The following is a 22,454-nucleotide window of genomic DNA, read 5'->3' as shown; positions in this document are numbered from 1 at the left end:
CTTTAAGAGAATTTTGTTTTTAACATTATGATAAATAATGTGTTATTTAATTTTATTATCTGTTTGTCGCTATTTCAGAAAGAAAAGGAAAGGCCTTTCGGCTCCAGGTCGAAGGCCAATGTGATGCATAACGAAAGGATTAAAGAGGGAGAGCCTGTCCCTGAACCCAGATCTTTTGCAGATGCAGGTTGTCATCCAGCGCAATAACGTTCGCGCACTTTCCCGTCCGCAGCGATCCCAGCCGATCGTCGATACCCAACAGACGAGCAGGGTGGAGCGATGCCATATGAATGGCCTCTTCTGGCGCGGCCCCTGCTTGTTCAACCATGTTGCGAACGGCGGCATCAAGAGAGAGCGTGCTGCCCGCGAGGCCACCGGTAGCGGTACGTACGATGCCCTTACGCATTTCTACCTCTTCGCCGCACAGCGAATAGTGGCCATCCGGCATGCCGGCTGCCCGCATCGCATCGGTGATCAGGACCAGCCTCTCTTTGGCGCAGCGGCAACACAATTGCATGGCGGCAGGGTGGACATGATGGCCATCGGCGATAAGTTCCAGCCATGCGTGCCGGCTGGTTAACCCGGCACCGACCATCCCAGGCTCCCGATGATGTAATCCGCTCATGCCGTTGTAGCAATGCACCAGCCCATCGGCGCCTGCGGTAAATGCCGCTTGGGTCTGTGCATAGGTAGCGGCGCTATGGCCCAGCATGACGCGGATACCCTGCTGTTTAAGATGGTGAATCGCCCGTATGGCATCCGCTTTTTCCGGCGCCAGGGCCACGACCCGCAGCGTTTTCCGGGAGCGAGCAATCAACGTATCCAGCTCGGCGATATCCAGTTCACGGAACAATTCAGGGGGATGGGCGCCTTTATTCTCTGGCGTGAAATAGGGGCCTTCAAGATAGCTCCCCAGTACCAGGGCGCCGGGGCCGCCGGAAAGCGTGCGCCGGGCGATACGTTCCAGCGCACGGTGGATGGCCTGCAACGGCGCGGTGACGGTGGTGGGGAGCCAGGCTCCCACTCCCTCGCGAATTTTATACATCGCCAGCCTGTCGAGTGCTTCCGCTGCCTCGTCCATCACATCCATGCCCGCGCCGCCGTGAACATGCGTATCGATGTAGGCCGGGCAAAGCAGATCGGCATCGCGAGCGGTGACGCCAACCGGGATGGGCTCGATGGCGGTGATTACGCCCGCGTCCATACGAAGCTGATGATCGGCAAGCCAGCCCTGCTCGGTTAGCAAGCGTCTGGCACGCAGAATGTGCGTCATATTCCTTCCTCAACCGGTTTTTCTTCGCGACAGCGCGCCAGTTCATCGACCAGACTGGTTAACCCGCGATGCCCGCATTCCAGCGCCTGCAGGCGAAACGCCTGGCTGTTCAGCCCTTCTCGTTCCAGCACCATTTCAAGCAGTAGCTGCAAATTCGTGCCGGTAATCACCTCGCGCCCGGGTTTTTGCATTGCCAGCGTCGAGGCTACGCGAAAGGGGGTTCCCCCCAGGAGATCGGTCAGAAAAACGATATCGTTCTGCGCATCCAGTGCGTTGACTGCCTGCTCAAGCTGCGCCGTCAGCAGGGACGTGGTTGAGGTTTCTGGAAAGTCGATAGCAATAAACTGCGATTGTTCACCCAGAATTTGCTTCATCGCCATTTCCATACCGCTGGCAAAGCCGCCATGCCCCGTCAAAATAATGCCTAACATCGAATACCTCTTTGTCTTTACAGGAAGTGGCAGAATTTACCCACAACGCCCAGCACAACGGTGAGCGCGATAAGGCGCAACGGGCTCCAGCCGCGGCGCACCAGCCAAAACATGGTCAGGGTATAAACCAGCGGCAGAAACGCCGGCATCAGTTTATCGATGACATCGGTTTGCAGTTTCACCACCGCATCACCCGCGGTGATCTCCAGCGTGGTGCTGAGGCGGACATAGGTGGCCACCAGCGCGCCAATGACCGTCATGCCAACAATCGACGCCGCGTGTCCGACTTTTTTGGTATTGGCTTTAATCAAAGGGATCGCCGCCACCCCCATACGATACGCGTAGTGCGCAAGACCAAAGCGCAATCCGAGATGGACCACGTTAAACAGCACAATAAACACCACCGCGCCGAGGATAGAGCCTTGTAGCGCGAGGCTGGCCCCAATCCCGCCGCAAATGGGCAGTAGCGTCAGCCAGAACATTGCATCGCCAATCCCGCCGAGCGGGGCACCCACGGCAATTTTGGTGCTCTGAATGCTGTTGACATCCTGCTTGGAACGTTCCATGGCGAGAATGATGCCGATAACAAAAGTCACCAGAAAAGGGTGGGTGTTGAAGAACCCCATATGCCCTTTCATGGCTCGTGCCAGGTCGCGTTGATTGGTATGGATCTTTTTCAACGCCGGCAGCAGACCGTACAGCCAGCCTGAAGCCTGCATACGTTCATAGTTGAACGAGGCCTGTAAAAGCATGGACCGCCAGGCGACGCGGTTAATGTCTTTTTTCGTCAGCTCCGCACCGAGACTCTGGTCTTCGTAGACGTTTTCATTCACGCCGGAAAGCAACGTCTCTTCAGGAGCGGAGACGCCTGGCAGAGTGGTTTGATTAGATGCCATCTTCGAATTCCTCTTTCTGTGCCGCAGAAGCAGTCGGTTCAGGAGATTTACGCAGCAGGTCTATTAACGCCATTGCCAGCGCCGCGGCGGCAATGGCCAGCACCGGTAGCTTCAGCCAGGCTGCGGCGACAAAACCGATGATAAAATAGGGGATATAGACGTTTTTCATCATGATTTTCAGCAGCACGGCGAAGCCGATAGCAGGCATAATGCCGCCAGCCACCCCGAGACCGTCGATCAGGCGCTCAGGCAGGACATCAATGGCCGTTTTCGCATGTTCCGCGCCGAAATAGATCGGCAGAAAAGCACAGAGAAAATAGAAAACCCCCAGCGCCAGCAGCGCCAGATAGTTCACCCGTTCAATACCGCGGGTATCGGCATTCGCTGCCATACGGTCGCAGCGGGACATCACGCCTGACATCACCGAGAACAGGAAGGTGATCCCCATTTGTACTGCGACGGCGAAGGGCACGGCGACACCGACGGCAACGTCAGGTTTCACGCCGGTGGTAATGGCAAAGGTGGTGCCGACGATGGTGCCGATAATCACGTTTGGCGGCTGAGCACCGGCCAGCGGGGCCAGCCCCATCCAGACCAGTTCCAGCGTACCGCCGGTTAAAATACCGGTATGCAGATCGCCGAGAATCAGGCCAACCAGCGGGCCGAGCACCACCGGGCGATGCATGTGTGTTAAGCCATTGAACATATCCAGGCCCGCAATAAAGGCCAGAATGCCCAACGCAGATGCCTGCAACAGACTGATTTCCATTATGAATCCCTCAGAGTAGTTTAAAGAGATCCAAAGCGGGTTCTGTCGGAACGCCCTGAACAAAGCATTCCACCCCGGCGGCCTTCAGGCCGTTAAACGCCGCAATATCGTCAGCGTCTACAGAAACCGTTTTGGCAATGTGTTGTTTGCCATTGGCGTAGTGCATATTGCCTATGTTGATACGTGTGACGGGAACGCCGCCTTCGACCAGGCGTAAGAAATCGGCGGGCGTTTTGCAGACCAGCAGAATCTTTTGTCGATCGGCGGCGCGGTGGATATTGTCGATAACCTTTTGCAGTGACCAGAAGCGTACGGCGATCCCTTCCGCCAGGACCATTTCCATCAGGTTCTGTTGTACCGGGTCTTCAGCAACCTCATCATTGGCCACCAGTACCAGGTTCGCTCCGGCAAATCCGACCCACTGGACACCCACCTGACCGTGGATCAAACGTTCATCAATACGGCTTAAGACAATGTTTGGCATCGCGTTTTCCTCTTCGTTGTTATGCGTTATGGGACGTCATGCCCACACAGGCGGCGTGGTACTGCTGCAGTATGTCCTGAATGTGATCGAGGATGAGTTCTCGCGGCTCCGCCTTGAGATCGCCCTCGCGAACTTTGATGTACTGCAGCGGCATATACTGACTGAGGAGCGGCAGCGGGAGCGGCCAGTCCGCGAGATTACGCACCAGGCGGGCAAACGCCTCATCGATTTGCCTATCCGGCCAGTAGTAGCGCACGCGGTCTGAATAGCTATAGCCTCGCGCCAGACGCCGCGCATGACCATCGCCGTGATAGTGGTTTTGCCAGTATTCCGGGCGATCGAGCATCACGTTTTCCAGCACCTGACGCAGTCCGGAGCAGGCCTTCGCAGGCAGCAGTTCTTCCTCGATTGCCGCCAGTGAGAACAACGCTTCACGCAGGGCGAAGGTGAGCGCCGGGCCAACCTTCAAAATAGCAAAGTGATCTTTAACCAGCTGCCGCAGCGCCTGCGGCGTCTGGTAATCGGTCGAGTGGGCTTCAAAGACCAGCGCGTCATAGTCTTCAACCATGGCGCTAAGCGCTTTGGCTCGCAGGGGTTGATAGTCGATGATATGCGTGTGATCGAATTCGACGCCGGGCTGTACCACTAACCCGACGATACGTGGCCAGATGTGGGTCAGCCCGCGTAGCTCAAAGGCATGCCGATGTGCTTCCAGCGTCGCACGCGCGGCATCAGGCGTCGTGACCTGTAGTTCGGTCAGGGTTTCATGGGCCCCGCCTGGGACGGGGACTTCGGTGCCGATGACGTAGACCAGGTCAGATTCGCCAAAACGTTCGCGACAGGTCTCTTCCGCCACCTGAGCCAGCCGCGCGGCGCGTTCGGCGACGATGTCATCGGTTAGCGGTAACGGATCGCCTTCGCAGGACATACTGCAATCGAGGTGGATCTTTTTAAAACCGGCGGCGACGTAGCTTTTTATTAAATCATCGGCATTCGCCATCGCCTGGGCAGCAGGCAGGGTTTGCCAGCGGTTGGGCCCAAGATGATCGCCGCCGAGGATCAGCTGTGATTGAGGAAAATCGAGCGAATCGGCGAGCTGGTGGACAAAGCCGCGGAAATCAGCCGGCGTCATGCCGGTATAACCGCCAAACTGATCGACCTGATTGGATGTGGCTTCAATCAGTAGCGGGGTCTGCTGCGCCCGGGCGTAACGAATGGCGGCCTCAAGTACCAGTGGATGGGCGGAACAGACGGCATAAATACCGTTGCCCCCACCTTGTTTATGCTGCACCACCATTTTTGTCAGATGTTTCACTTTCCTCTCCATTTCGGATGGTAATGAGATCAATCTTTCGTTTTATTTCATTTAATACTGCTTCATGGTGATGTAAAAATAAAACGAAAGATAATGGTTTTCCGATCTGTTTCACAAAAGAAACATAATGAAAGGTTTCAGCGAGGGGCGTTACGCTTCCCCCTGGCGTTGTGGGGCTTGCTTTCCGCTAAAAGAAAGGTGTTAATAGGGGAATCGAAATGAAACGAAAGATTTGATGAAAGGAATACTTATGAGCGGCAGCGACTCTTCTGCAGATAAGCGCACCAGCGGCACCAGTGAAAGGCGGGAGCAGATTATCCAGCGCTTACGGCAGCAGGGAAGCGTGCAGGTGAACGATCTTTCCCTTTTATACGGCGTCTCGACGGTCACCATTCGCAACGATCTGGCCTTCCTTGAAAAACAGGGGATTGCGGTTCGCGCCTACGGTGGCGCGCTGATCTGCGATGGGACCATGCCGGCTCCCGAACCGTCGGTGGAAGATAAAAGTTCGTTCAATACCGCAGTGAAGCGCAGCATTGCGCGGACGGCGGTAGAACTGATTCAGCCGGGGCATCGCATTATTCTCGACTCCGGGACCACCACCTATGAAATCGCCCGCATGCTGCATCAGCATTCGGACATTATTGCGATGACCAACGGGATGAATGTGGCGAATGCGCTACTGGCTGCCGAAGGGGTAGAACTGTTAATGACCGGCGGACATCTGCGCCGTCAGTCGCAGTCGTTTTATGGCGATCAGGCCGAACAGTCTTTGCTGAATTACCACTTCGATATGCTTTTTCTTGGCGTCGACGCCATCGACCTCGATCGCGGTGTGAGCACCCACAATGAAGATGAAGCCCGCCTGAACCGACGGATGTGTGAAGTGGCGGAACGCATTATCGTCGTCACCGATTCCACCAAATTTAATCGTTCGAGCCTGCATAAGATCATCGATACGCAACGCATTGATATGATTATTGTCGATGAAGGGATTCCGACGGAAAGCCTGGAAGGACTGCGTAAGAGCGGGATTGATGTGCGGCTGGTGAAGCGCCAGGAGGCGGCATAGACCCCCTTCCTGAGGGAAGAGAGTCTGCGGTCAGGCGGCTGGCGTCGCGCCGCCCGACGGGCAATCAGGTCACCGGCGCCGGATTAAAGACCGCCAGTTGATTATGCAGGCCCCACCGATCGGAGAAGGTTTGCTTGCGGCCGCTGGCGACATCAAGAATCAACCCGAACAGCTTCTGGCCAACCTCTTCAATCGTCTCTTCGCCGGTGGCGATAGTCCCGGCGTTGATATCCATTAAGTCATACCAGCGGTTTGCCAGCTCGGTACGGGTTGCCATCTTGATGACCGGCACGGCGGCCAGGCCATATGGCGTGCCGCGCCCGGTTGTAAACACCTGGACCGTAATCCCGGAAGCAACCTGCTGAGTGCCGCAGACAAAGTCGCTGGCCGGCGTCGCTGCGAAGATCAGGCCGCGTTTGGTTGGGCGTTGACCCGGTGAGAGGACCTCGGCAATCGCGCTCTTGCCGGATTTGGCGATCGAGCCCAGTGCTTTTTCCACCACGTTCGCCAGGCCGCCTTTCTTATTGCCGGGGGAAGGGTTGGCGCTGCGATCGGTTTGACCTGAATCGAGATAGTTATCGTACCAGGCCATCTCTTCGAGCAGACGCTTACCCACTTCTTCGTTGATGGCCCGCGGCGTCAGCAGATGGATAGCATCGCGAACTTCAGTCACCTCAGAAAACATGACGGTTGCGCCACAGCGGACCAGCAGGTCGGAGGCATAGCCGACCGCCGGGTTGGCGGTCACCCCGGAAAAGGCATCGCTGCCGCCGCACTGCATGCCCACCACCAGTTCAGAAGCCGGACAGGTTTCACGCTGACGGGCATTCAGTTTTGCCAGATGTTGTTCCGCTACCTGCAAAATATCGTCAACCATTGACTGGAACCCGACATGCTGTTCATCCTGCAGGCGGATGATACTGGCGCTGTCGACGGCGACGGGCTCGACATCCTCGCTGCCCTGAAGCAGGCGTTCCGGCTGGAGCTTTTCACAGCCGAGCCCCACCACCATGACTTCACCGCCGAAATTGGGGTTCAGCGCGAGGTTATGGATTGTGCGAATGGGGATCACGGCGGCCGGGGCGTTGATCGCCACGCCGCAGCCATACAGGTGGTTGAGAGCGACCACGCCGTCGACATTCGGGTATTTCGGCAGCAGGTCTCGTTCAATAATTTTCACCACATAATCGACGACGCCGGCGACGCAGTGCACGCTGGTCGTGATACCGAGCAGGTTTCTGGTTCCGACGCTGCCATCGGTGTTGCGATACCCTTCAAAGGTGTAGCCGGTCAGCGCAGGCAAAGGCTGCGGAATTTTGTTTGCCAACGGCAGCGTGTTCAGCGGCGGCGCCTTCGGCAGTTCGACCAGCGATTCGTCAATCCAGCTACCCTGCGGGATATCACGCACCGCGTAGCCAATGACTTCGCCATAGCGGAGGATTTCACCGTGCACGGGAATATCAACCAATGCCACTTTGTGACCTTGCGGAATATGCTCGATGAGCGTTAGCCCATCAGGGAAACGCGTTCCGGCCTTTAAACCTCGATCGTTAACAATAATCGCTACATTATCCGTCTCGTGTACTTTTATATAAAACGCCGTCGGCGATTCTTGTCTGATTTCAATGTCAGCCATTGTCCAGTATTCTCCAGCAAGGTGCGAATAATAAAATAAAACGGCTATTCAGTTTCTGATGAACGAATTTCCTGGGCCAAGAATGTCAGGTGTTTTGCTTGAGATGTGTGATCCCAGTCACTCATTGTTGCGGGAGCAAATCCGCTGCCGGGGGCAATCCATGGAACTGTGCATCAGCGCCCACTGATTATGGCGTATGCACAATTTTAATGATTATTTATTCAATTTTATGGGGTTTATGCACGGTGTTCTATTGTCGTGGGCTGATTATACTGAGTCATGCTTGCTATGCGCCGGATGAGTAAATATATGCTTCTGATCGCGGTTTATACATTAAGAGATCCGCCAATAATAAATAAATGAAGCGACAGGCTCTGATTCAACGCAGCGCGAATCTTCGGCGGATGTCTGGCCTGATGGCAATGAATTATCCCCCGTTTATTGTCGGCGACATTCAATATATGGAACTGCAGAAATAATTAACGGTTAAGCGACAAGGTATAAGTGATGAATAACGATATCTTTCCCAACAAATTTAAGGCGGCGCTGGCGGCGCATCAGATTCAAATTGGCTGCTGGTCCGCTCTGGCCAGCCCCATCAGCACCGAAGTATTAGGCCTGGCCGGTTTCGACTGGCTGGTGCTGGACGGCGAACATGCGCCGAACGATATCTCTACCTTTATCCCCCAACTGATGGCGCTGAAAGGCAGCGTCAGCGCGCCGGTTGTGCGCGTACCGACCAACGAACCGGTGATCATTAAGCGCCTGCTGGATATTGGTTTCTATAACTTTCTGATCCCGTTCGTGGAAAGCGAAGAAGAAGCGATCAACGCCGTCGCCGCCACGCGCTATCCGCCGGAAGGGATTCGCGGCGTCTCCGTGTCGCACCGCGCCAACATGTTTGGCACGGTGCCGGATTACTTCGCGCAGTCGAACCAAAACATCACCATCCTTGTGCAAATTGAAAGCCAGCAGGGGGTGGACAACGTTGATGCGATTGCCGCTACGGCGGGCGTCGACGGTATTTTTGTCGGCCCAAGCGACCTGGCCGCCGCGCTGGGACATCTGGGCAACGCCTCTCACCCGCAGGTCCAGCAGGCTATCCAGCACATCTTTGCGAGCGCGAAAAAGCACGGCAAGCCGAGCGGCATTCTGGCGCCGGTAGACGCGGATGCGCGCCGCTATCTGGCATGGGGCGCGACCTTTGTCGCCGTCGGCAGCGATCTGGGCGTATTCCGCTCCGCCACGCAGAAACTGGCTGATTCCTTTAAGAAATAATCGTCACCGGAATAAGAGAGAAAGACATGACAATGAAAGTTGGTTTTATTGGCCTTGGCATCATGGGTAAACCCATGAGTAAAAACCTCCTCAAAGCGGGTTACTCATTGGTGGTTGCCGATCGTAATCCGCAAGCCATCGCAGAAGTGATTGCCGCAGGCGCTGAAACCGCCGCTTCGGCGAAAGCGATAGCTGAACAGTGTGAGGTGATCATTACCATGCTGCCGAACTCCCCGCATGTGAAAGAGGTGGCGCTGGGCGACGGCGGCATTATCGAAGGGGCGAAGCCGGGCACCGTGCTGATTGATATGAGCTCTATCGCGCCGCTGGCGAGTCGCGAAATCAGCGATGCACTAAAGGCGAAAGGCGTAAATATGCTGGATGCGCCGGTCAGCGGCGGCGAGCCGAAAGCCATCGACGCTACTCTGTCCGTCATGGTTGGCGGCGATAAAGCGATTTTTGAGCAATATTATGATCTGCTGAAAGCGATGGCGGGCTCTGTCGTGCATACCGGCGATATCGGCGCCGGTAATGTGACCAAGCTGGCCAACCAGGTGATCGTGGCGCTGAATATTGCGGCCATGTCTGAAGCCTTGACCCTGGCGACCAAAGCTGGCGTGAACCCGGATCTGGTGTATCAGGCAATCCGCGGCGGTCTGGCTGGCAGCACCGTGCTGGATGCCAAAGCGCCCATGGTGATGGATCGCAACTTTAAACCGGGTTTCCGTATCGATTTGCATATTAAAGATCTGGCGAATGCGCTGGACACCTCCCACGGGGTGGGCGCGCAGCTGCCGCTGACCGCGGCGGTGATGGAGATGATGCAGGCGCTGCGCGCGGACGGTCTGGGTACCGCCGACCACAGCGCGCTTGCGTGTTACTACGAAAAACTGGCGAAAGTGGAAGTCACTCGCTAACAAGAAGGGCGCAGGACGCCCTGTCATTCTTGCCTTGCGCGGCACTGTCAGGCTAATCACTATGAAAATCGTAATCGCCCCAGACTCGTATAAAGAAAGTCTCTCGGCCACTGAGGTTGCACAGGCTATAGAAAAAGGTTTTCGGGAGATTTTCCCCGATGCGCTCTACGTGAGTGTTCCGCTCGCCGATGGCGGAGAAGGGACCGTTGAGGCGATGATCGCCGCGACCCAGGGAACCAAAATGAGCGCGTGTGTGACGGGGCCGCTGGGTGTACCGGTTGATGCCTGCTGGGGGCTTTCCGGGGATGGTCAAACCGCATTTATTGAAATGGCGGCGGCCAGCGGGCTGGGGCTGGTGCCTCCCGCGCAGCGTAATCCGCTGTTGACGACCTCGCGCGGCACCGGTGAGCTGATTTTGCAGGCGCTGGAGCATGGGGCCAGAAATATCATTATTGGCATTGGCGGCAGCGCGACCAACGACGGGGGGGCAGGGATGGTGCAGGCGCTGGGCGCGCGGCTTCGCGACGCGAACGGCGTGGATATTGGCGACGGCGGTGGCAGTCTTGCCTGCCTGAATTCGATTGACCTGTCGGCGCTGGATGTGCGTTTGCAGGGATGTTCAATTCGCGTGGCCTGCGATGTCTCTAACCCACTGACTGGCGAGACGGGCGCTTCGTGGATTTTCGGCCCGCAAAAAGGAGCGACGCAAGCGATGATACTCGAGCTGGATCGTAATCTTGAGCACTATGCCGATGTCATTAAGCGAACCCTGCGCGTCGATGTCAAAGAGGTCGCCGGAGCCGGTGCCGCAGGCGGCATGGGCGCGGCGCTGATGGCATTTCTGAATGCTGAATTACGTAGTGGTATTGAGATTGTGACCCAGGCGCTGAATCTGGAAGAGCATATTCTTGACTGTTCGCTGGTGGTGACCGGTGAAGGACGGCTCGACAGTCAAAGCATTAGCGGTAAGGTGCCGGTCGGCGTCGCGAGCGTGGCGAAAAAATACCATAAGCCGGTGATTGGTATTGCCGGTAGCCTGGCCCGCGATGTCGGCGTGGTACATCAGTATGGCATCGACGCGGTATTCAGCGTGCTGACCACTATTACGAGCCTGGAGGAGGCCTTTCGCGGCGCGTCGGACAATATTTATCGCGCTTCACGGAATGTTGCCGCGACTTTGCAGGTCGGGATTGTGATGGAAGGATGACAACCGGCGGTAAACCTTTTATACTTCGCGCCGAAGCTGACCAGACAGTCGCCGCTTCGTCGTCGTCCTCTTCGGGGGAGACGGGCGGAGGGGAGGAAAGTCCGGGCTCCATAGGGCAGGGTGCCAGGTAACGCCTGGGGGGGAAACCCACGACCAGTGCAACAGAGAGCAAACCGCCGATGGCCCGCGCAAGCGGGATCAGGTAAGGGTGAAAGGGTGCGGTAAGAGCGCACCGCGCGACTGGTAACAGTTCGCGGCACGGTAAACTCCACCCGGAGCAAGGCCAAATAGGGGTTCACAAGGTACGGCCCGTACTGAACCCGGGTAGGCTGCTTGAGCCAGTGAGCGATTGCTGGCCTAGATGAATGACTGTCCACGACAGAACCCGGCTTATCGGTCAGCTTCCTCATTCACCGAAAACCCCCGTCAGTAATGGCGGGGGTTTTTGCTTATTGCATAGAAATAAAAAAAGATGACTGACTGTCCACGACGCTATCCCTAAAACAAAGCGGCTTAGCGGTTAGCTTCAACTCGTTCAATGAGCAATACCCTTTTTCACTAGTCATCATCGTACCCACCCAAGATACTTTCACCTCCGCCGCTCTGAAGCGGGACAATCACATCATCCATGAAGTCCTTTCTTTGATATTTCACAGACCGGATGAAAATCTACGAAATATTCATGCAACGAATATTTTGAAATTGCGTTTTATTTTTATTGAAAATAATTTCCTTGGTGTGGGCGTTATTTGTACAATAGATTACGTATGAGGGAAAATTCACAACAAGCAGAGGGACTTATGCAGCAATACACTAATGAACTTACCGCCGAAATACTGGCAGCCTTTGACCAGTCACCATTCACAGCTGAGCAGCTCGCGGAAATGAACGAAGAAGCCCGTAGCCTGATCGCTGAAAGAAATGACTACAACCTCGCTCATCCAGTTACAGCCGCTTATCTGGTCGCTACAGAAGGCAGCTTAACACGCGATGGAGGAACGGTTTTCAGTGAATACAACGGGCAGCAGATCGAAATTGAGGGCGGTGTACGGCTAAATGTTTCTCTTGTGGGTGATGAGGTTCGTTATCCGGATGGAGCCTCCGCGAAGATTAGCACCGGGGCAGGAAATACTTCTGGTGACTCCGTCGCTCTTGTTGGTAGTTCACTCGATAACGGCGACGAAATAATCAGTAGCCCTCAGGGAAGTGTCAGAAGGTCAGTCCGGGCCGGAGAATCCTTACCAGAAAACTTTCTGAAATAAGGCGGTCACTATGGCATCGGTAAACAGAGGCTGTACGGTTCACGGTAAAAATGTTGGGCTACACGGGGATAAAACCTCAACAGGCGCACAATGTATTGCCGCTCGCCCCGGTATGTCGGTCATGGGCAAGTTAAAACTCTACATTGGTGATAAGACCACACCTTGCCCGAAATGCGGGGAAGTAGGGGTAATTATTACCGGCGATCACCGACAAACGAATGGCGAAGCTGTCGCCGTAGATGGTTCGGTCATTCACTGCGATTGCCCGATGGGCTCAAACTTCCTTATCGCCCCCGGAACGGTGCAGGTCAATGATCCTTTCGGTGTTTTAGAACCACCAGTAAATAAAGCCGCCGCCGCCGCTGCGGCAGCGCTGAGTGCATTACCTGTCTTTGCAAAATCCTGTCTACGGGGGGAAGGTTGCACCGACGCAGGGACCGATCAGGAATCCGTTGATAATTTCGGTCATGCTGGCTATTACTGTGCAACTCCTCAAGCGGAACAACCAGAAGAAGAACCCGTTCAGCATGCACAGGCAGCAAAGAAACACAAACCAGCTGAACCAACACCACCACCAGAAGACAACCGCCCGTGGTATAAGCGCCTTTTCAGTTCCCCGGATACAACTAAAGCCGCTGTGACAGCAGGAACGGCAACAGCAAGAGCCGCGACAACTGCCGGGATTACGACAGGTGCGACGACTGAGGCCGGGTATGCGACATTGCAAAAAATCGGCGGGAACCTTACTGCCGCTGGTCGTTGGATTACGCCTAACCCCTCAACAGTTTTTCTATTCGGTATGTTCTACTCGCCAAAACTCAACAGCGACGAGCAGGACTATATCGACAGGATGCGCCTTGAACAGGCAGCACAGAAAAAAGAAGATGTTCCAACCCGCGTGCGTTTTCGCTGGGAGGCTGACCAGTACGGCACCATGAGACCGAAAGGATTCCACGTCAGCGCCAGAGGCGGGCGGGATAAAGTTCCGGTGCGTATGCTTCAGAAGAACACCACTACGGGGAATTACGAATTCTGGGAAGATGGTGCAACTAAACCGATTATTGTCTGGACACCAGATGATCCTGGATATGCTTCACCTTCCAACACTGGCAAGCAGGATAACGTCTACATTCCGCCGAACGTGCTGGTTTACCCGGAAAGTGAAATCGACAGCCCGTGGTCAACGGAAACACCCGCACCGGGAGAACGCTCCTTCCGGGATTATATTCTTGTACATCCAGCCGGGATCTTTGACCCAGTTTATATCTATCTAAACGCGGCTCACAAATACCATACACCTCCAAAAGAAAATCCGCCGTTGCCGGCATTCCCTGATGCAAAAAAAGCACAGGCTAAAACCCCTGTGAAAGGTGGTGGGAAATTGCGAAATAGATGGAAAGATTCTGAGGGGAAAATTTATGAATGGGATTCACAGCATGGCACAGTCGAGGTGTATGATCGTTCTGGTCGCAATCACTTAGGCGAGTTCAATCATATTACTGGAGAGCAAACAAAACCTGCTAATCCAACCAGAAAGGTGGAGAAATAATGATAGTTTACACAATTGATGCTTACAGCAAGGTAGATGAAAATTTACTTTTTGAAATCGATATACCAGAAAAAAATGCCAATAAATTAGCCGAAATTATGGGATTAAACGCTGAGGATAAAGCTGATTTCATGCATGGTATTGGTGTTTACAATATCAACAAAGAACAAGCCATTCTTTTGGAGGTATTGCTAGGTAGGACATTTTACTCCAGTGATCTTACCCTGCAACTTTCGGCTGGAGAAATTTGACACTTGGCTCAAAAAGCAAACCAGTCTAGCTGACCCAACCAGAAATGTAGAAAAGTGATGATAATCAATTCTGTGGAAGTACCGCTTCATGTTCAATGAATACACTGACCTGAAAAGTGCTCTTGGCCTCTCCAGCCGTTCAATCACTCATCGGTGGAATGAAACAGGCGTTAGCGATATCGAAGGTTACGCGACACACATCGAGAAGCTGGCGAAATACGTCAAATGGATGGAAACAGCCGGGAAGATCGGCATTGGCCTTTCAGCATTGGATACTGCCGCAAAGATCACTGAAGCCTGCACTGTGGGGCGAGATTGTGCGAAAACGTCATTTACCTCCATTGGTGAGTTTTCCGGTAGCCTAATCGGTGGTGCGATAGCTGGAAAAATTGCGGGTACAGCCGCAGCAAATACCGTCTGTACGATAGTGCTTGGCGCTGCAACCATAGAAGCCGCAGGTGCCGGAGCATTACTTTGTACGCTCGGCGTAAATGGCGCTATTGCATATGGGAGCGATAAAGCCACATCAGCGTTCGGTGGCTTCGTTGGTGAATCGCTATATGAGGTTACAAGCAATGACCATTAATGTTCTATTTAGCGCCAAGACAACAGTAATTATTGGAGCACTTGCTTTCGGCTTCGGTATAGCCAGTATCATAGCCTCAATTCTGAACAGGGATAGATTTAAAGAGATCTGCATCCTGTATAAAGAAAAATACGGTAGTTTGCCCGATGCTGTATTGCTGTTCGAGAACGTCAACACGCTTTATGTCAAAGTGGCATACAGCACAAAAGTGAGTTTTATATACGTGCCGCTGTTGTGGAATAAAAGCTCAATCCTGACCAAAAACGATGACAAGGACTTTATTCGTGGCCTACCAAAACGGCTTATTGGCCCGTTCTACGTGGAGATATACCTGGCGGTTGTCAGTCTGCTGTTTTTTATCATTGGTGTGTTACAAATGTTAGCAATTAGGCATGGCTGGGTGTGAAAGGAGCTTCACTCGGTGGGTTTGCTCTGTAACACAAACTGCGATACAGTCTGCGACACAAGACAACCCCTGCGCCGTAGATACCTGACGTATGGTTGAACGAAGCCGGCTTATCAGTCAGCTTCAACTCATTCAAAAACGCCCTGCGCAGGATAAGCTAAGCAGGGCTTTTTGCTATTTCCGAAGGTGACCGTTCAGGCGGCGCTTTCTTCATCCTGAATCCGCATCTCGGCTTCTGAGACAATGGCTTCCAGTTCGCTGAGCATCTGTTCATAACCAAAACTGACGACCTGCGTTGGCTCCGTTAACAGCGGCTCGGGCGACGATACGACTTTCTTTGCTTTCTTCTTATGCTTACTCACTGACAGACTCCATGACTCCCGTTATTACACCGGTAAATCTATCAGTAAAGCGCGCAACGGCGTGTCGGCAACGAGGGTAATGTTAGCTTCGTCACGAATAAACGCTCCGTCACCGCAGGTCAGGGCCTGTTTTTCTTCTTCATTGGCGACCGCATGCACCGTTCCATGGATCGATTGCAGGTAGGCGCGCGGTCCGTGGAGCCGGACATCAACCTGTTCGCCTTTGGCGAGATCGAGATGGTGGATCCACACCTGCTGACGCAGCTGTAAACTGTTTTGCGCGCCGTCAGGCGACGCGAGCAGCTGTTGCCCGCTACCGGCGATAGCCATTTTCTGCACCAGCGGATTTTCTCGCTGCGGGCAGGCATCCAGCCACAGCTGCATCCGCGTCAGCGAACCGTCTTTACTCAGATTGTGCTCGCTGTAACTCACCCCAGGCTGAGTGGATATCAGCAGCGCTTCACCGGCCTTTGCCTGCACATGGTTGCCGTCACTGTCACGATATTCCGCTTCCCCTTCCAGAATCAGGTTCAGGATATCGACTTTCGGGTAGGTACGCGGTTGAAACGACGCGCCGGGTGCCAGAACTTCCTGGTTGAGGACGCGTAAAGACGCGTAACCTAACAGTTTAGGGTCAAAGTAGTGTCCAAAGGAAAAGGTGTAGCGGGCCTGCAGCCAGCCGAAATCTGCTTGTCCGCATTGTTTGGCTGTTCGGGTAGTAATCATTTTCTTGACCTCTCTTTACACTAAATCAATGGTAAAGGTATGGACGCTGTATTGTTAGCCAGATATTCTGCCCGGTATATTCAAATTTCCTGAATGAGAGTGCTATGGCCAGAGAGAGAGCATTAACGCTGGAAGCGTTACGCGTAATGGACGCTATCGACAGGCGCGGGAGCTTTGCTGCTGCGGCTGATGAACTCGGACGAGTGCCCTCTGCCCTCAGCTACACCATGCAAAAGCTGGAAGAGGAGCTGGATGTGGTGCTGTTTGACCGCTCAGGACATCGGACAAAATTCACCAACGTTGGGCGGATGTTACTGGAACGCGGGCGCGTGTTGCTGGAAGCGGCCGATAAACTCACTACCGATGCCGAAGCGCTTTCGCGCGGCTGGGAAACGCATCTGACCATCGTGACCGAAGCCCTGGTACCGACCCTGGACTTTTTCCCGCTGATTGAGAAGCTGGCAACCAAATCAAATACCCAGCTGTCGGTGCTTACCGAAGTGCTGGCCGGCGCGTGGGAGCGGCTGGAACAGGGGCGCGCGGATATTGTGGTCGCCCCGGACATGCATTTTCGTTCCTCATCGGAGATTAACTCTCGCAAACTCTATTCGGTGCTGAACGTCTATGTCGCTGCGCCGGATCACCCCATTCACCAGGAGCCGGAGCCGCTTTCCGAGGTGACGCGGGTAAAATATCGCGGCGTGGCGGTGGCCGATACCGCCCGCGAGCGTCCGGTTCTGACGGTACAGCTCCTCGACAAACAGCCGCGCTTGACGGTCAGTACCATTGAAGATAAACGTCAGGCTCTGCTGGCAGGGCTGGGGGTGGCGACGATGCCCTATCCGCTGGTCGAGAAAGACATCGCCGAAGGGCGCTTACGGGTTGTCAGCCCGGAATATACCAATGAAATCGACATCATTATGGCGTGGCGCCGCGACAGCATGGGCGAAGCGAAGTCATGGTGTCTGCGCGAGATCCCTAAGCTGTTTGCCGGGAAATAAATCCGCTATGCGCTCCTTCCGCGGGAGGAGCGCATCTTTCACGATGACAGGGGTTTGGGATCCGGCCCGAAACGGTTGTTGCCGGGCGTACCGTTCTGGCAATTGAAGAGCAGGATGATAAGCCAGCCAATAACCGGAATCAGCAGCAGCAACAGCCACCACGCCGAGCGATCCGTATCGTGTAAACGGCGAAACTGCACCGCCCACCATGGTAAAAAGACCAGCACGCCATAAATCGTCGTCAGGATGCCTTCACCTCCTGCGCGTTGCCATCCCAGCATTTTATCGATGATGCTCAGTACGCCGGTCAGGATGATGTTGACCAGAATAAACATCCAGTACTCTTTGCGGCGTGCGCGGCCGCCAAATCCAATATAGTTTCTCAGTACTTTTAAATACCAGTCCATTTTTACGCCTCGGTTAACGGTCAATCACTTGTTTTTAAAGCGATCGCAATAAGAATAGACGTGAATAGCAGACGGGTAAATATTCAGCATCTGAAAATATCGGGCGCCGGGAATGGCGCCCGGCAGGTTAGCGGAACAGACGATCCCGGCCGTGCGGCTCGCTGAGATCCTGATGAGGTCCGACGGAGATAATCCCGGTTGGGTTTATCGTTTTATGGCTGCGATAGTAGTGGTTGCGGATGTGGGGAAAACTCACTGTTTCCGCAATGCCCGGTATCTGGTAGATATCGCGCAGGAAACCATACAGATTGGGGTAATCGCTGATACGGCGTTTGTCGCACTTAAAGTGGGTCACGTAGACCGGGTCGAAACGCACGAGGGTTGTCCACAGACGAATATCGGCCTCGGTCAACTGGCTACCCGTCAGATAGCGATGCTGGCCCAGAATTTGTTCCAGGCGCTCCAGCGAGGTGAACACGGCATCGACCGCTTCATCATAGGCCTGCTGGCTGGTGGCGAACCCGGCTTTATAGACGCCGTTATTGACGTTGTCGTAGATCCAACCGTTAAGCGCATCGATCTCTTCGCGCAGCGCGGGCGGGTAGTAATCGCCGGCGGTGGCGCCGAGGCCGTCAAAGGCGGTGTTGAACATGCGGATGATTTCAGCCGACTCATTACTGACGATCGTATGCTGCTTTTTATCCCACAGCACCGGCACCGTGACGCGTCCGGTGTAGTGCGGATCGGCGTGCAGGTAGAGCTGATAGAGGAATTCATGTTGATACAGCGTATCGCCGGTCGCCTCGGGAAAATCGTCGTCGAAAGTCCAGCCGTTTTCCAGCATCAGGGGGTGTACTACCGAGACGGAAAGGAAAGGATCCAGACCTTTGAGCTTGCGCAGAATTAACGTGCGGTGCGCCCACGGGCAGGCGAGGGATACGTACAGATGATAGCGATCTTTTTCTGCAGCAAAGCCGCCGTCGCCGGAAGGGCCCGGTGCGCCATCGGCAGTCAGCCAGTTACGGAAGGCTGAAACGGAACGCTTGAAACGCCCTCCGGTGGATTTGGTGTCGTACCAGGTATCGTGCCAGACGCCGTCGATTAATTGTCCCATTTTTTCCTCCTTCAGGCTTCAGATAGCAAAAGCGAGGAGATATCTCCTCGCTTTGTTCTTCACTCAGTATAGTGCGCTTACCACTTTTTATTCAGCACGCGGTCGATGCTGAATGCGCCTGGACCGGTAATGGCCAGCAGCAGGAAACCGCCTGCGATGGTCAGGTTTTTCATGAACATCAGTGAGTTCACGCCTTCAGCAAAGTTGCTGTGAAACAGGAACGCGGTCAGCAGGGTGAAGCCTGCGGTGAACAGCGCGGTGGTACGCGTCAGGAAACCGAACAGAATCGCCAGACCGCCGCCGAACTCCAGCAGAATGGTTAACGGCAGTAATGCGCCCGGTACGCCCATGGCTTCCATATATTGTTGAGTACCCGCATAACCGGTGATTTTTCCCCAACCTGCGGTGATAAACAGGATTGGCATCAGAATGCGTGCTACCAGTACACCAACATCTTCTAATTTTTTCATTTCTTACTCCAGAAAACCCAAAGGGCGGCGATTTTGTTTTTTGGTGCAATCCTGCGTAGTTACGCGGGTTTGCTGTCGATGGAGAGAATAGTAGCGAGGCTCGAAAAGAATTGTTAGCAAGGAAAACTGTAGATCTTCATCAAAGATTCTGAGTGATTGCGAGCGGCAGACAGCGGTAACCTGGGCAATGAGCAGGGATGACCGCCGTCGCCGGCGGTCGCCGTGGCGATGAAGAGCCGCGTCATGCACGGAGGCATTTACGCCGCGGAACAAAGAAAGTAGGGGACGGGAAGAGGTTTAGAGGGATGATGTCTGGCGCAGCAGGCGTTTTGCCATGCGCCAGGTGCTCCAGAGACCGAAGCCGCGTTTAGTCCAGCGTAGTAAAAAGCGCGGATGACGAACGGACCAGACGGCCATCAGACCACTGCCGACCACCGCCCAGGAGCGCAGGTGCTGGAAGGTTTGCCAGCCGCGGTCTAACGGGGCGGTCGCGTCAAGCCAGTCGCGGCGGCTGGCGATTAAATCCAGCCGCTGCTGTTGGATCTCGCGCAACAGCAGCGCTTTGCGCTGCTCGCGTTGCTGTTTACTGCTCATCGGCGTTCTTCCTCCAGCAGCGCGCGGTCTTCCGCCAGCTCTTTGCGCGTCAAGCGCAGGAAAGTCGAACGGCGGGCTTTACGCAGCGTCCAGATGCCGCCAGTTAATGCGCTGAGAAGCAGCACGGCGGTGGTCGCAATCATCACATACAGCCGATACTGGGGATCGATGGCCCAGATTATCAGAACCAGCAGGCTCATCAGGCCAAAGGCGGCAAACAGCAGCGTCAGCCCCAGCATCAAAAACAGCTGGAAGAGGTTCGCCTTCTCTTCTTCCAGCTCCACGACCACCAGGCGCAGGCGCGTTTCCACCATTTCAACCAGCAGCGTCATGATCCGCTGGCCAATACCGAAAACGCTCTTGCCCGGTCCCTGCGTGTATTGAGAATCCGCCATAATTAACGACGCGTCAGCAGGACACCCAGCACCAGCCCGACGGCTGCGCCAATACCTACACCGGTCCACGGATTTTCGCGGACGTACTCGTCGGCGCGGGCGGCGGTTTCACGCGTTTGTCGGACGATGGCATCGCTGGTTTCACCCAAACGGACGCGGCTTTCCTTCAGCGCGCTTTCTGCCTTGCTACGCAGTTTGCCAATCTCTTCTTTTGACTTATCCGTGGAGGAGTTCAGCACTTCTTCCAGGGTATCAGCCAGAGTCTTCAGTTCTGCACGCAGATCGTCTGCAACGTTGTCTTTAGGCATCTTTCTCTCCTGTAGAGTGGGTCCATAACGTAAAAAGTAACTCACTAGTAATCACGCGACTCGAGCGTTTTCAGCTCTTGCTGCGCTTCATCAAGTTTGTGCTGGCGCTTGCTGATTTTATCCGCATCACCTTTTTTCCGGGCTTCCTTCAGGTCGCGCTGACGTTCAGCAATCTCTTCACGCTGTCTGGCGATTTTTTGCTGATGAGCGGCTCTGAGCTGGCTGTCGCTGCAGTTTGCTTTGACCTGGCTGAGTGCCTTATTCAGGCCATCGATACGGCTCTGATTGTGGTGTTTTTCAGCGTAGCTAATCTCACGCTTAATATCCTGCTCTTTTTCCTGACAGGGAGTGTTGGCAAAGGCGCTGGCGCTAAGCGAACCCAGGACCAGCAGCAGAGCTATGCGGTATTTCATGAATGCTACCTTCCATTGTGTGAGGGCATACCGGGAGATATGCCCGATCCAGTCGATAAACGTCAGCCCGGCGGCTCCCGCAGTCTTAAGCATAGTAAGTAAAACGAGAAACCACCAAACTGCGTGAAAATATTCAGAATTTTGGCTGGTTATCCAAATCTGTGTGGCGCATCGCGCAGACGGGAGAGCCATGCTGTCGGCGTATTCTCGTCCTCCAGCAAAGCAATAATATAACCATGTGGCAGGGCGCGGCCCAACACTTCTTTTGCGGCGATGCCCTGGGCGTTGGAATCAAATTTAATCAACAGGCCGTCTTCTTGCGGAGTGATACTTTTAAAACGAATCCCGTTGGCGTCAAGATGATGCCAGACGGAAAAACCGTCAGGTATGCTAACGCTCCGGGAGACAGGGTGGATAGTCAGGGTTGATTCCTGTTGCTGCGCCGCCAGCCATAGCCAGATCAGCGCGCACAAAAAAACAGAACCGCCCAGCAGCCAGCTAATCCGGCATCGGGAGAGGCTTTTTATGGCCATCATCAGCTCCGGCTTCTGTATTTTTTCTTCCACAGGACCACTAACGAGCCGATTAAGCCAAATACCAGCAGCACGACCGGCAGCAGCATCAGGCAGGACATCAGCTGATCCTCATATTTGAGGAACACCGGGGTTTTACCCAGCAGGTAACCCAGGGAAGTCAGAATCAGAACCCACAGCAGACCGCTCATCCAGTTAAAGAACTGGAAGCGGGCATTGCTCAGACCTGAAAGTCCGGCAATAGTCGGCAGCAGCGTACGAACGAAAGCGATAAAACGGCCCATCAACAGGGCGGAGAGCCCGTGTTTATGAAACAGGTGATGCGCGCGCTGGTGGTAGTGGGAGGGCAAATGTGAAAGCCAGTTTTGCACAATCCGCGTATTGCCGAGCCAGCGGCCCTGAATATAGCTGAGCCAACACCCCAGGCTGGCTGCCGTCGTCAGCAGAAGCAGGGTTTCCGGAAAACCCATTGCGCCTTTAGCTATCAGAACGCCGACCAGCACCAGCAGGCTGTCGCCGGGTAAAAAGGCGGCGGGAAGCAGGCCGTTTTCAAGGAATAAAATCATAAATAAGGCAAAATAAAGCATGCCAATCATGGAGGGATTCGCGAGGGTCTCGTAGTCCTGGCTCCATAAAGCATTCAACAATTGGGTTAATAGTTCCATTCACGATTCCTGGTACAGCGGTTAACGTTATGCCTGAACGCAGTGTGTATAGCGATATAGATTCTTATTCGATTAGGGTCGCTGTCGGTGCGTTCTGAACGGTTCCCTGTTAAAAGTGAAATCAGCGCAAGCTC

General features: G+C 54.4%; 28 protein-coding genes and 1 other RNA gene. 11 read left to right on the top strand and 18 right to left on the bottom strand.

The genetic code is table 11. The annotated features are described in order from the left end of the window. Positions 1–139: 139 nt before the first annotated feature. From nagA to kbaZ, 6 genes are read right to left on the bottom strand one after another with little or no spacing between them, the layout of a single operon-like run. The gene (gene nagA / locus FNY10_RS21890; protein WP_160704380.1) at positions 140–1,273 is read right to left on the bottom strand and encodes an N-acetylglucosamine-6-phosphate deacetylase; all 1,134 of its coding nucleotides are present in this window, start codon (positions 1,271–1,273) and stop codon (positions 140–142) included. After that, positions 1,270–1,704, bottom strand: coding sequence for a PTS galactosamine/N-acetylgalactosamine transporter subunit IIA (gene agaF, locus FNY10_RS21885; RefSeq protein WP_160704382.1), 435 nt, complete (start codon positions 1,702–1,704; stop codon positions 1,270–1,272). The genes nagA and agaF overlap by 4 nt, the downstream gene beginning before the upstream one ends. A gap of 17 nt (positions 1,705–1,721) precedes the next feature. Further along, a complete protein-coding gene (gene agaE / locus FNY10_RS21880) occupies positions 1,722–2,600 on the bottom strand; it encodes a PTS N-acetylgalactosamine transporter subunit IID (protein WP_015585675.1) in 879 nt (292 codons plus the stop codon). Next, positions 2,590–3,369: a PTS N-acetylgalactosamine transporter subunit IIC gene (gene agaW / locus FNY10_RS21875; protein ID WP_100685523.1), complete on the bottom strand. Its 780-nt coding sequence runs from the start codon at positions 3,367–3,369 to the stop codon at positions 2,590–2,592. Before agaW ends, agaE begins: the two co-directional genes overlap by 11 nt. Positions 3,370–3,379: 10 nt before the next feature. After that, the gene (agaV, locus tag FNY10_RS21870; protein WP_160704384.1) at positions 3,380–3,853 is read right to left on the bottom strand and encodes a PTS N-acetylgalactosamine transporter subunit IIB; all 474 of its coding nucleotides are present in this window, start codon (positions 3,851–3,853) and stop codon (positions 3,380–3,382) included. 19 nt (positions 3,854–3,872) lie between these two features. Then, the gene (gene kbaZ / locus FNY10_RS21865; protein ID WP_160704386.1) at positions 3,873–5,180 is read right to left on the bottom strand and encodes a tagatose-bisphosphate aldolase subunit KbaZ; all 1,308 of its coding nucleotides are present in this window, start codon (positions 5,178–5,180) and stop codon (positions 3,873–3,875) included. A gap of 238 nt (positions 5,181–5,418) precedes the next feature. On the opposite strand from kbaZ, the gene FNY10_RS21860 reads away from it, so the two are divergent. Beyond that, positions 5,419–6,240 (top strand): DeoR family transcriptional regulator, encoded by an 822-nt coding sequence (locus tag FNY10_RS21860; protein ID WP_160704479.1) that lies wholly within the window; start codon positions 5,419–5,421, stop codon positions 6,238–6,240. Positions 6,241–6,304: 64 nt separating this feature from the next. On the opposite strand, the gene garD is transcribed toward FNY10_RS21860, so the two are convergent. Continuing rightward, positions 6,305–7,876 carry a galactarate dehydratase gene (gene garD / locus FNY10_RS21855; RefSeq protein WP_141963337.1) on the bottom strand — a complete coding sequence of 524 codons (1,572 nt, stop codon included), beginning with the start codon at positions 7,874–7,876 and terminating at the stop codon, positions 6,305–6,307. Between the two features lie 507 nt (positions 7,877–8,383). Here garD and garL point away from each other — a divergent pair. The 9 genes from garL to FNY10_RS21810 all read left to right on the top strand — a co-directional run bounded on the left by garL (position 8,384) and on the right by FNY10_RS21810 (position 15,332). Further along, positions 8,384–9,154: a 2-dehydro-3-deoxyglucarate aldolase gene (gene garL, locus FNY10_RS21850; protein WP_100685519.1), complete on the top strand. Its 771-nt coding sequence runs from the start codon at positions 8,384–8,386 to the stop codon at positions 9,152–9,154. A gap of 26 nt (positions 9,155–9,180) precedes the next feature. Then, on the top strand, positions 9,181–10,071 hold the full coding sequence (gene garR / locus FNY10_RS21845) for a 2-hydroxy-3-oxopropionate reductase (RefSeq protein ID WP_160704388.1): 891 nt from the start codon (positions 9,181–9,183) through the stop codon (positions 10,069–10,071). Between the two features lie 61 nt (positions 10,072–10,132). Continuing rightward, the gene (garK, locus tag FNY10_RS21840) at positions 10,133–11,278 is read left to right on the top strand and encodes a glycerate 2-kinase (protein ID WP_131048492.1); all 1,146 of its coding nucleotides are present in this window, start codon (positions 10,133–10,135) and stop codon (positions 11,276–11,278) included. A 32-nt stretch (positions 11,279–11,310) separates the two neighbouring features. Beyond that, positions 11,311–11,687: RNase P RNA component class A (gene rnpB / locus FNY10_RS21835), an RNA gene on the top strand. Positions 11,688–12,078: 391 nt separating this feature from the next. Then, positions 12,079–12,540, top strand: a complete 462-nt coding sequence (locus FNY10_RS21830) for a hypothetical protein (protein ID WP_227521314.1) — start codon at positions 12,079–12,081, stop codon at positions 12,538–12,540. A gap of 10 nt (positions 12,541–12,550) precedes the next feature. Next, a complete protein-coding gene (locus tag FNY10_RS21825; RefSeq protein WP_160704390.1) occupies positions 12,551–14,089 on the top strand; it encodes a colicin E3/pyocin S6 family cytotoxin in 1,539 nt (512 codons plus the stop codon). Then, on the top strand, positions 14,089–14,340 hold the full coding sequence (locus tag FNY10_RS21820) for a hypothetical protein (protein ID WP_160704392.1): 252 nt from the start codon (positions 14,089–14,091) through the stop codon (positions 14,338–14,340). Before FNY10_RS21825 ends, FNY10_RS21820 begins: the two co-directional genes overlap by 1 nt. 88 nt (positions 14,341–14,428) lie before the next feature. Next, positions 14,429–14,926, top strand: coding sequence for a hypothetical protein (locus FNY10_RS21815; RefSeq protein WP_227699460.1), 498 nt, complete (start codon positions 14,429–14,431; stop codon positions 14,924–14,926). Further along, complete coding sequence (locus tag FNY10_RS21810; protein ID WP_160704394.1) at positions 14,916–15,332, top strand: hypothetical protein; 417 nt, start codon at positions 14,916–14,918, stop codon at positions 15,330–15,332. Before FNY10_RS21815 ends, FNY10_RS21810 begins: the two co-directional genes overlap by 11 nt. A gap of 194 nt (positions 15,333–15,526) precedes the next feature. Here FNY10_RS21810 and FNY10_RS26670 read toward each other — a convergent pair whose 3' ends face one another. Both FNY10_RS26670 and FNY10_RS21805 read right to left on the bottom strand, forming a co-directional pair. Further along, positions 15,527–15,700 carry a hypothetical protein gene (locus FNY10_RS26670; protein ID WP_227699467.1) on the bottom strand — a complete coding sequence of 58 codons (174 nt, stop codon included), beginning with the start codon at positions 15,698–15,700 and terminating at the stop codon, positions 15,527–15,529. 18 nt (positions 15,701–15,718) lie between these two features. Next, complete coding sequence (locus FNY10_RS21805; protein WP_131048493.1) at positions 15,719–16,420, bottom strand: pirin family protein; 702 nt, start codon at positions 16,418–16,420, stop codon at positions 15,719–15,721. A gap of 104 nt (positions 16,421–16,524) precedes the next feature. Between FNY10_RS21805 and FNY10_RS21800 the strand changes: the two genes are divergently transcribed. Beyond that, a complete protein-coding gene (locus tag FNY10_RS21800; protein WP_131048494.1) occupies positions 16,525–17,421 on the top strand; it encodes a LysR family transcriptional regulator in 897 nt (298 codons plus the stop codon). A 38-nt stretch (positions 17,422–17,459) separates the two neighbouring features. On the opposite strand, the gene FNY10_RS21795 is transcribed toward FNY10_RS21800, so the two are convergent. The 9 genes from FNY10_RS21795 to yqjA form a co-directional block, all read right to left on the bottom strand. Next, positions 17,460–17,828, bottom strand: coding sequence for a DUF805 domain-containing protein (locus tag FNY10_RS21795; protein ID WP_100685511.1), 369 nt, complete (start codon positions 17,826–17,828; stop codon positions 17,460–17,462). 127 nt (positions 17,829–17,955) lie between these two features. Then, on the bottom strand, positions 17,956–18,942 hold the full coding sequence (locus tag FNY10_RS21790) for a glutathione S-transferase family protein (RefSeq protein WP_160704396.1): 987 nt from the start codon (positions 18,940–18,942) through the stop codon (positions 17,956–17,958). 77 nt (positions 18,943–19,019) lie between these two features. Next, positions 19,020–19,412 (bottom strand): DoxX family protein, encoded by a 393-nt coding sequence (locus FNY10_RS21785; RefSeq protein ID WP_004867955.1) that lies wholly within the window; start codon positions 19,410–19,412, stop codon positions 19,020–19,022. Between the two features lie 297 nt (positions 19,413–19,709). Then, positions 19,710–20,006 carry a YqjK-like family protein gene (locus FNY10_RS21780; protein ID WP_100685509.1) on the bottom strand — a complete coding sequence of 99 codons (297 nt, stop codon included), beginning with the start codon at positions 20,004–20,006 and terminating at the stop codon, positions 19,710–19,712. After that, a complete protein-coding gene (locus tag FNY10_RS21775; RefSeq protein ID WP_131048496.1) occupies positions 20,003–20,401 on the bottom strand; it encodes a phage holin family protein in 399 nt (132 codons plus the stop codon). The genes FNY10_RS21780 and FNY10_RS21775 overlap by 4 nt, the downstream gene beginning before the upstream one ends. Before the next feature lie 2 nt (positions 20,402–20,403). Beyond that, positions 20,404–20,709 carry a DUF883 family protein gene (locus FNY10_RS21770; protein ID WP_004867946.1) on the bottom strand — a complete coding sequence of 102 codons (306 nt, stop codon included), beginning with the start codon at positions 20,707–20,709 and terminating at the stop codon, positions 20,404–20,406. A 44-nt stretch (positions 20,710–20,753) separates the two neighbouring features. Then, entirely contained in the window at positions 20,754–21,122 is a 369-nt protein-coding gene (locus FNY10_RS21765) for a DUF1090 domain-containing protein (protein WP_100685506.1), read from the bottom strand. A 149-nt stretch (positions 21,123–21,271) separates the two neighbouring features. Next, positions 21,272–21,655 carry an EnvZ/OmpR regulon moderator MzrA gene (gene mzrA, locus FNY10_RS21760; RefSeq protein WP_160704481.1) on the bottom strand — a complete coding sequence of 128 codons (384 nt, stop codon included), beginning with the start codon at positions 21,653–21,655 and terminating at the stop codon, positions 21,272–21,274. Between the two features lie 2 nt (positions 21,656–21,657). After that, entirely contained in the window at positions 21,658–22,320 is a 663-nt protein-coding gene (gene yqjA / locus FNY10_RS21755; protein WP_100685504.1) for a DedA family general envelope maintenance protein YqjA, read from the bottom strand. Positions 22,321–22,454: the final 134 nt, after the last annotated feature.

This window comes from Klebsiella sp. Lac1 (genome assembly GCF_009825425.1).
Classification (GTDB): domain Bacteria; phylum Pseudomonadota; class Gammaproteobacteria; order Enterobacterales; family Enterobacteriaceae; genus Klebsiella; species Klebsiella electrica.
This window is presented reverse-complemented; position numbering and strand designations above follow the sequence as displayed.

What these genes read in the sequence shown, in the direction of transcription:
- nagA (WP_160704380.1), bottom strand. Translation starts at nt 1,273, where the DNA reads ATGACGCACATTCTGCGTGCCAGACGCTTGCTAACCGAGCAGGGCTGG.
- agaF (WP_160704382.1), bottom strand. Translation starts at nt 1,704, where the DNA reads ATGTTAGGCATTATTTTGACGGGGCATGGCGGCTTTGCCAGCGGTATG.
- agaE (WP_015585675.1), bottom strand. Translation starts at nt 2,600, where the DNA reads ATGGCATCTAATCAAACCACTCTGCCAGGCGTCTCCGCTCCTGAAGAG.
- agaW (WP_100685523.1), bottom strand. Translation starts at nt 3,369, where the DNA reads ATGGAAATCAGTCTGTTGCAGGCATCTGCGTTGGGCATTCTGGCCTTT.
- agaV (WP_160704384.1), bottom strand. Translation starts at nt 3,853, where the DNA reads ATGCCAAACATTGTCTTAAGCCGTATTGATGAACGTTTGATCCACGGT.
- kbaZ (WP_160704386.1), bottom strand. Translation starts at nt 5,180, where the DNA reads ATGGAGAGGAAAGTGAAACATCTGACAAAAATGGTGGTGCAGCATAAA.
- FNY10_RS21860 (WP_160704479.1), top strand. Translation starts at nt 5,419, where the DNA reads ATGAGCGGCAGCGACTCTTCTGCAGATAAGCGCACCAGCGGCACCAGT.
- garD (WP_141963337.1), bottom strand. Translation starts at nt 7,876, where the DNA reads ATGGCTGACATTGAAATCAGACAAGAATCGCCGACGGCGTTTTATATA.
- garL (WP_100685519.1), top strand. Translation starts at nt 8,384, where the DNA reads ATGAATAACGATATCTTTCCCAACAAATTTAAGGCGGCGCTGGCGGCG.
- garR (WP_160704388.1), top strand. Translation starts at nt 9,181, where the DNA reads ATGACAATGAAAGTTGGTTTTATTGGCCTTGGCATCATGGGTAAACCC.
- garK (WP_131048492.1), top strand. Translation starts at nt 10,133, where the DNA reads ATGAAAATCGTAATCGCCCCAGACTCGTATAAAGAAAGTCTCTCGGCC.
- FNY10_RS21830 (WP_227521314.1), top strand. Translation starts at nt 12,079, where the DNA reads ATGCAGCAATACACTAATGAACTTACCGCCGAAATACTGGCAGCCTTT.
- FNY10_RS21825 (WP_160704390.1), top strand. Translation starts at nt 12,551, where the DNA reads ATGGCATCGGTAAACAGAGGCTGTACGGTTCACGGTAAAAATGTTGGG.
- FNY10_RS21820 (WP_160704392.1), top strand. Translation starts at nt 14,089, where the DNA reads ATGATAGTTTACACAATTGATGCTTACAGCAAGGTAGATGAAAATTTA.
- FNY10_RS21815 (WP_227699460.1), top strand. Translation starts at nt 14,429, where the DNA reads ATGTTCAATGAATACACTGACCTGAAAAGTGCTCTTGGCCTCTCCAGC.
- FNY10_RS21810 (WP_160704394.1), top strand. Translation starts at nt 14,916, where the DNA reads ATGACCATTAATGTTCTATTTAGCGCCAAGACAACAGTAATTATTGGA.
- FNY10_RS21805 (WP_131048493.1), bottom strand. Translation starts at nt 16,420, where the DNA reads ATGATTACTACCCGAACAGCCAAACAATGCGGACAAGCAGATTTCGGC.
- FNY10_RS21800 (WP_131048494.1), top strand. Translation starts at nt 16,525, where the DNA reads ATGGCCAGAGAGAGAGCATTAACGCTGGAAGCGTTACGCGTAATGGAC.
- FNY10_RS21795 (WP_100685511.1), bottom strand. Translation starts at nt 17,828, where the DNA reads ATGGACTGGTATTTAAAAGTACTGAGAAACTATATTGGATTTGGCGGC.
- FNY10_RS21790 (WP_160704396.1), bottom strand. Translation starts at nt 18,942, where the DNA reads ATGGGACAATTAATCGACGGCGTCTGGCACGATACCTGGTACGACACC.
- FNY10_RS21785 (WP_004867955.1), bottom strand. Translation starts at nt 19,412, where the DNA reads ATGAAAAAATTAGAAGATGTTGGTGTACTGGTAGCACGCATTCTGATG.
- FNY10_RS21780 (WP_100685509.1), bottom strand. Translation starts at nt 20,006, where the DNA reads ATGAGCAGTAAACAGCAACGCGAGCAGCGCAAAGCGCTGCTGTTGCGC.
- FNY10_RS21775 (WP_131048496.1), bottom strand. Translation starts at nt 20,401, where the DNA reads ATGGCGGATTCTCAATACACGCAGGGACCGGGCAAGAGCGTTTTCGGT.
- FNY10_RS21770 (WP_004867946.1), bottom strand. Translation starts at nt 20,709, where the DNA reads ATGCCTAAAGACAACGTTGCAGACGATCTGCGTGCAGAACTGAAGACT.
- FNY10_RS21765 (WP_100685506.1), bottom strand. Translation starts at nt 21,122, where the DNA reads ATGAAATACCGCATAGCTCTGCTGCTGGTCCTGGGTTCGCTTAGCGCC.
- mzrA (WP_160704481.1), bottom strand. Translation starts at nt 21,655, where the DNA reads ATGGCCATAAAAAGCCTCTCCCGATGCCGGATTAGCTGGCTGCTGGGC.
- yqjA (WP_100685504.1), bottom strand. Translation starts at nt 22,320, where the DNA reads ATGGAACTATTAACCCAATTGTTGAATGCTTTATGGAGCCAGGACTAC.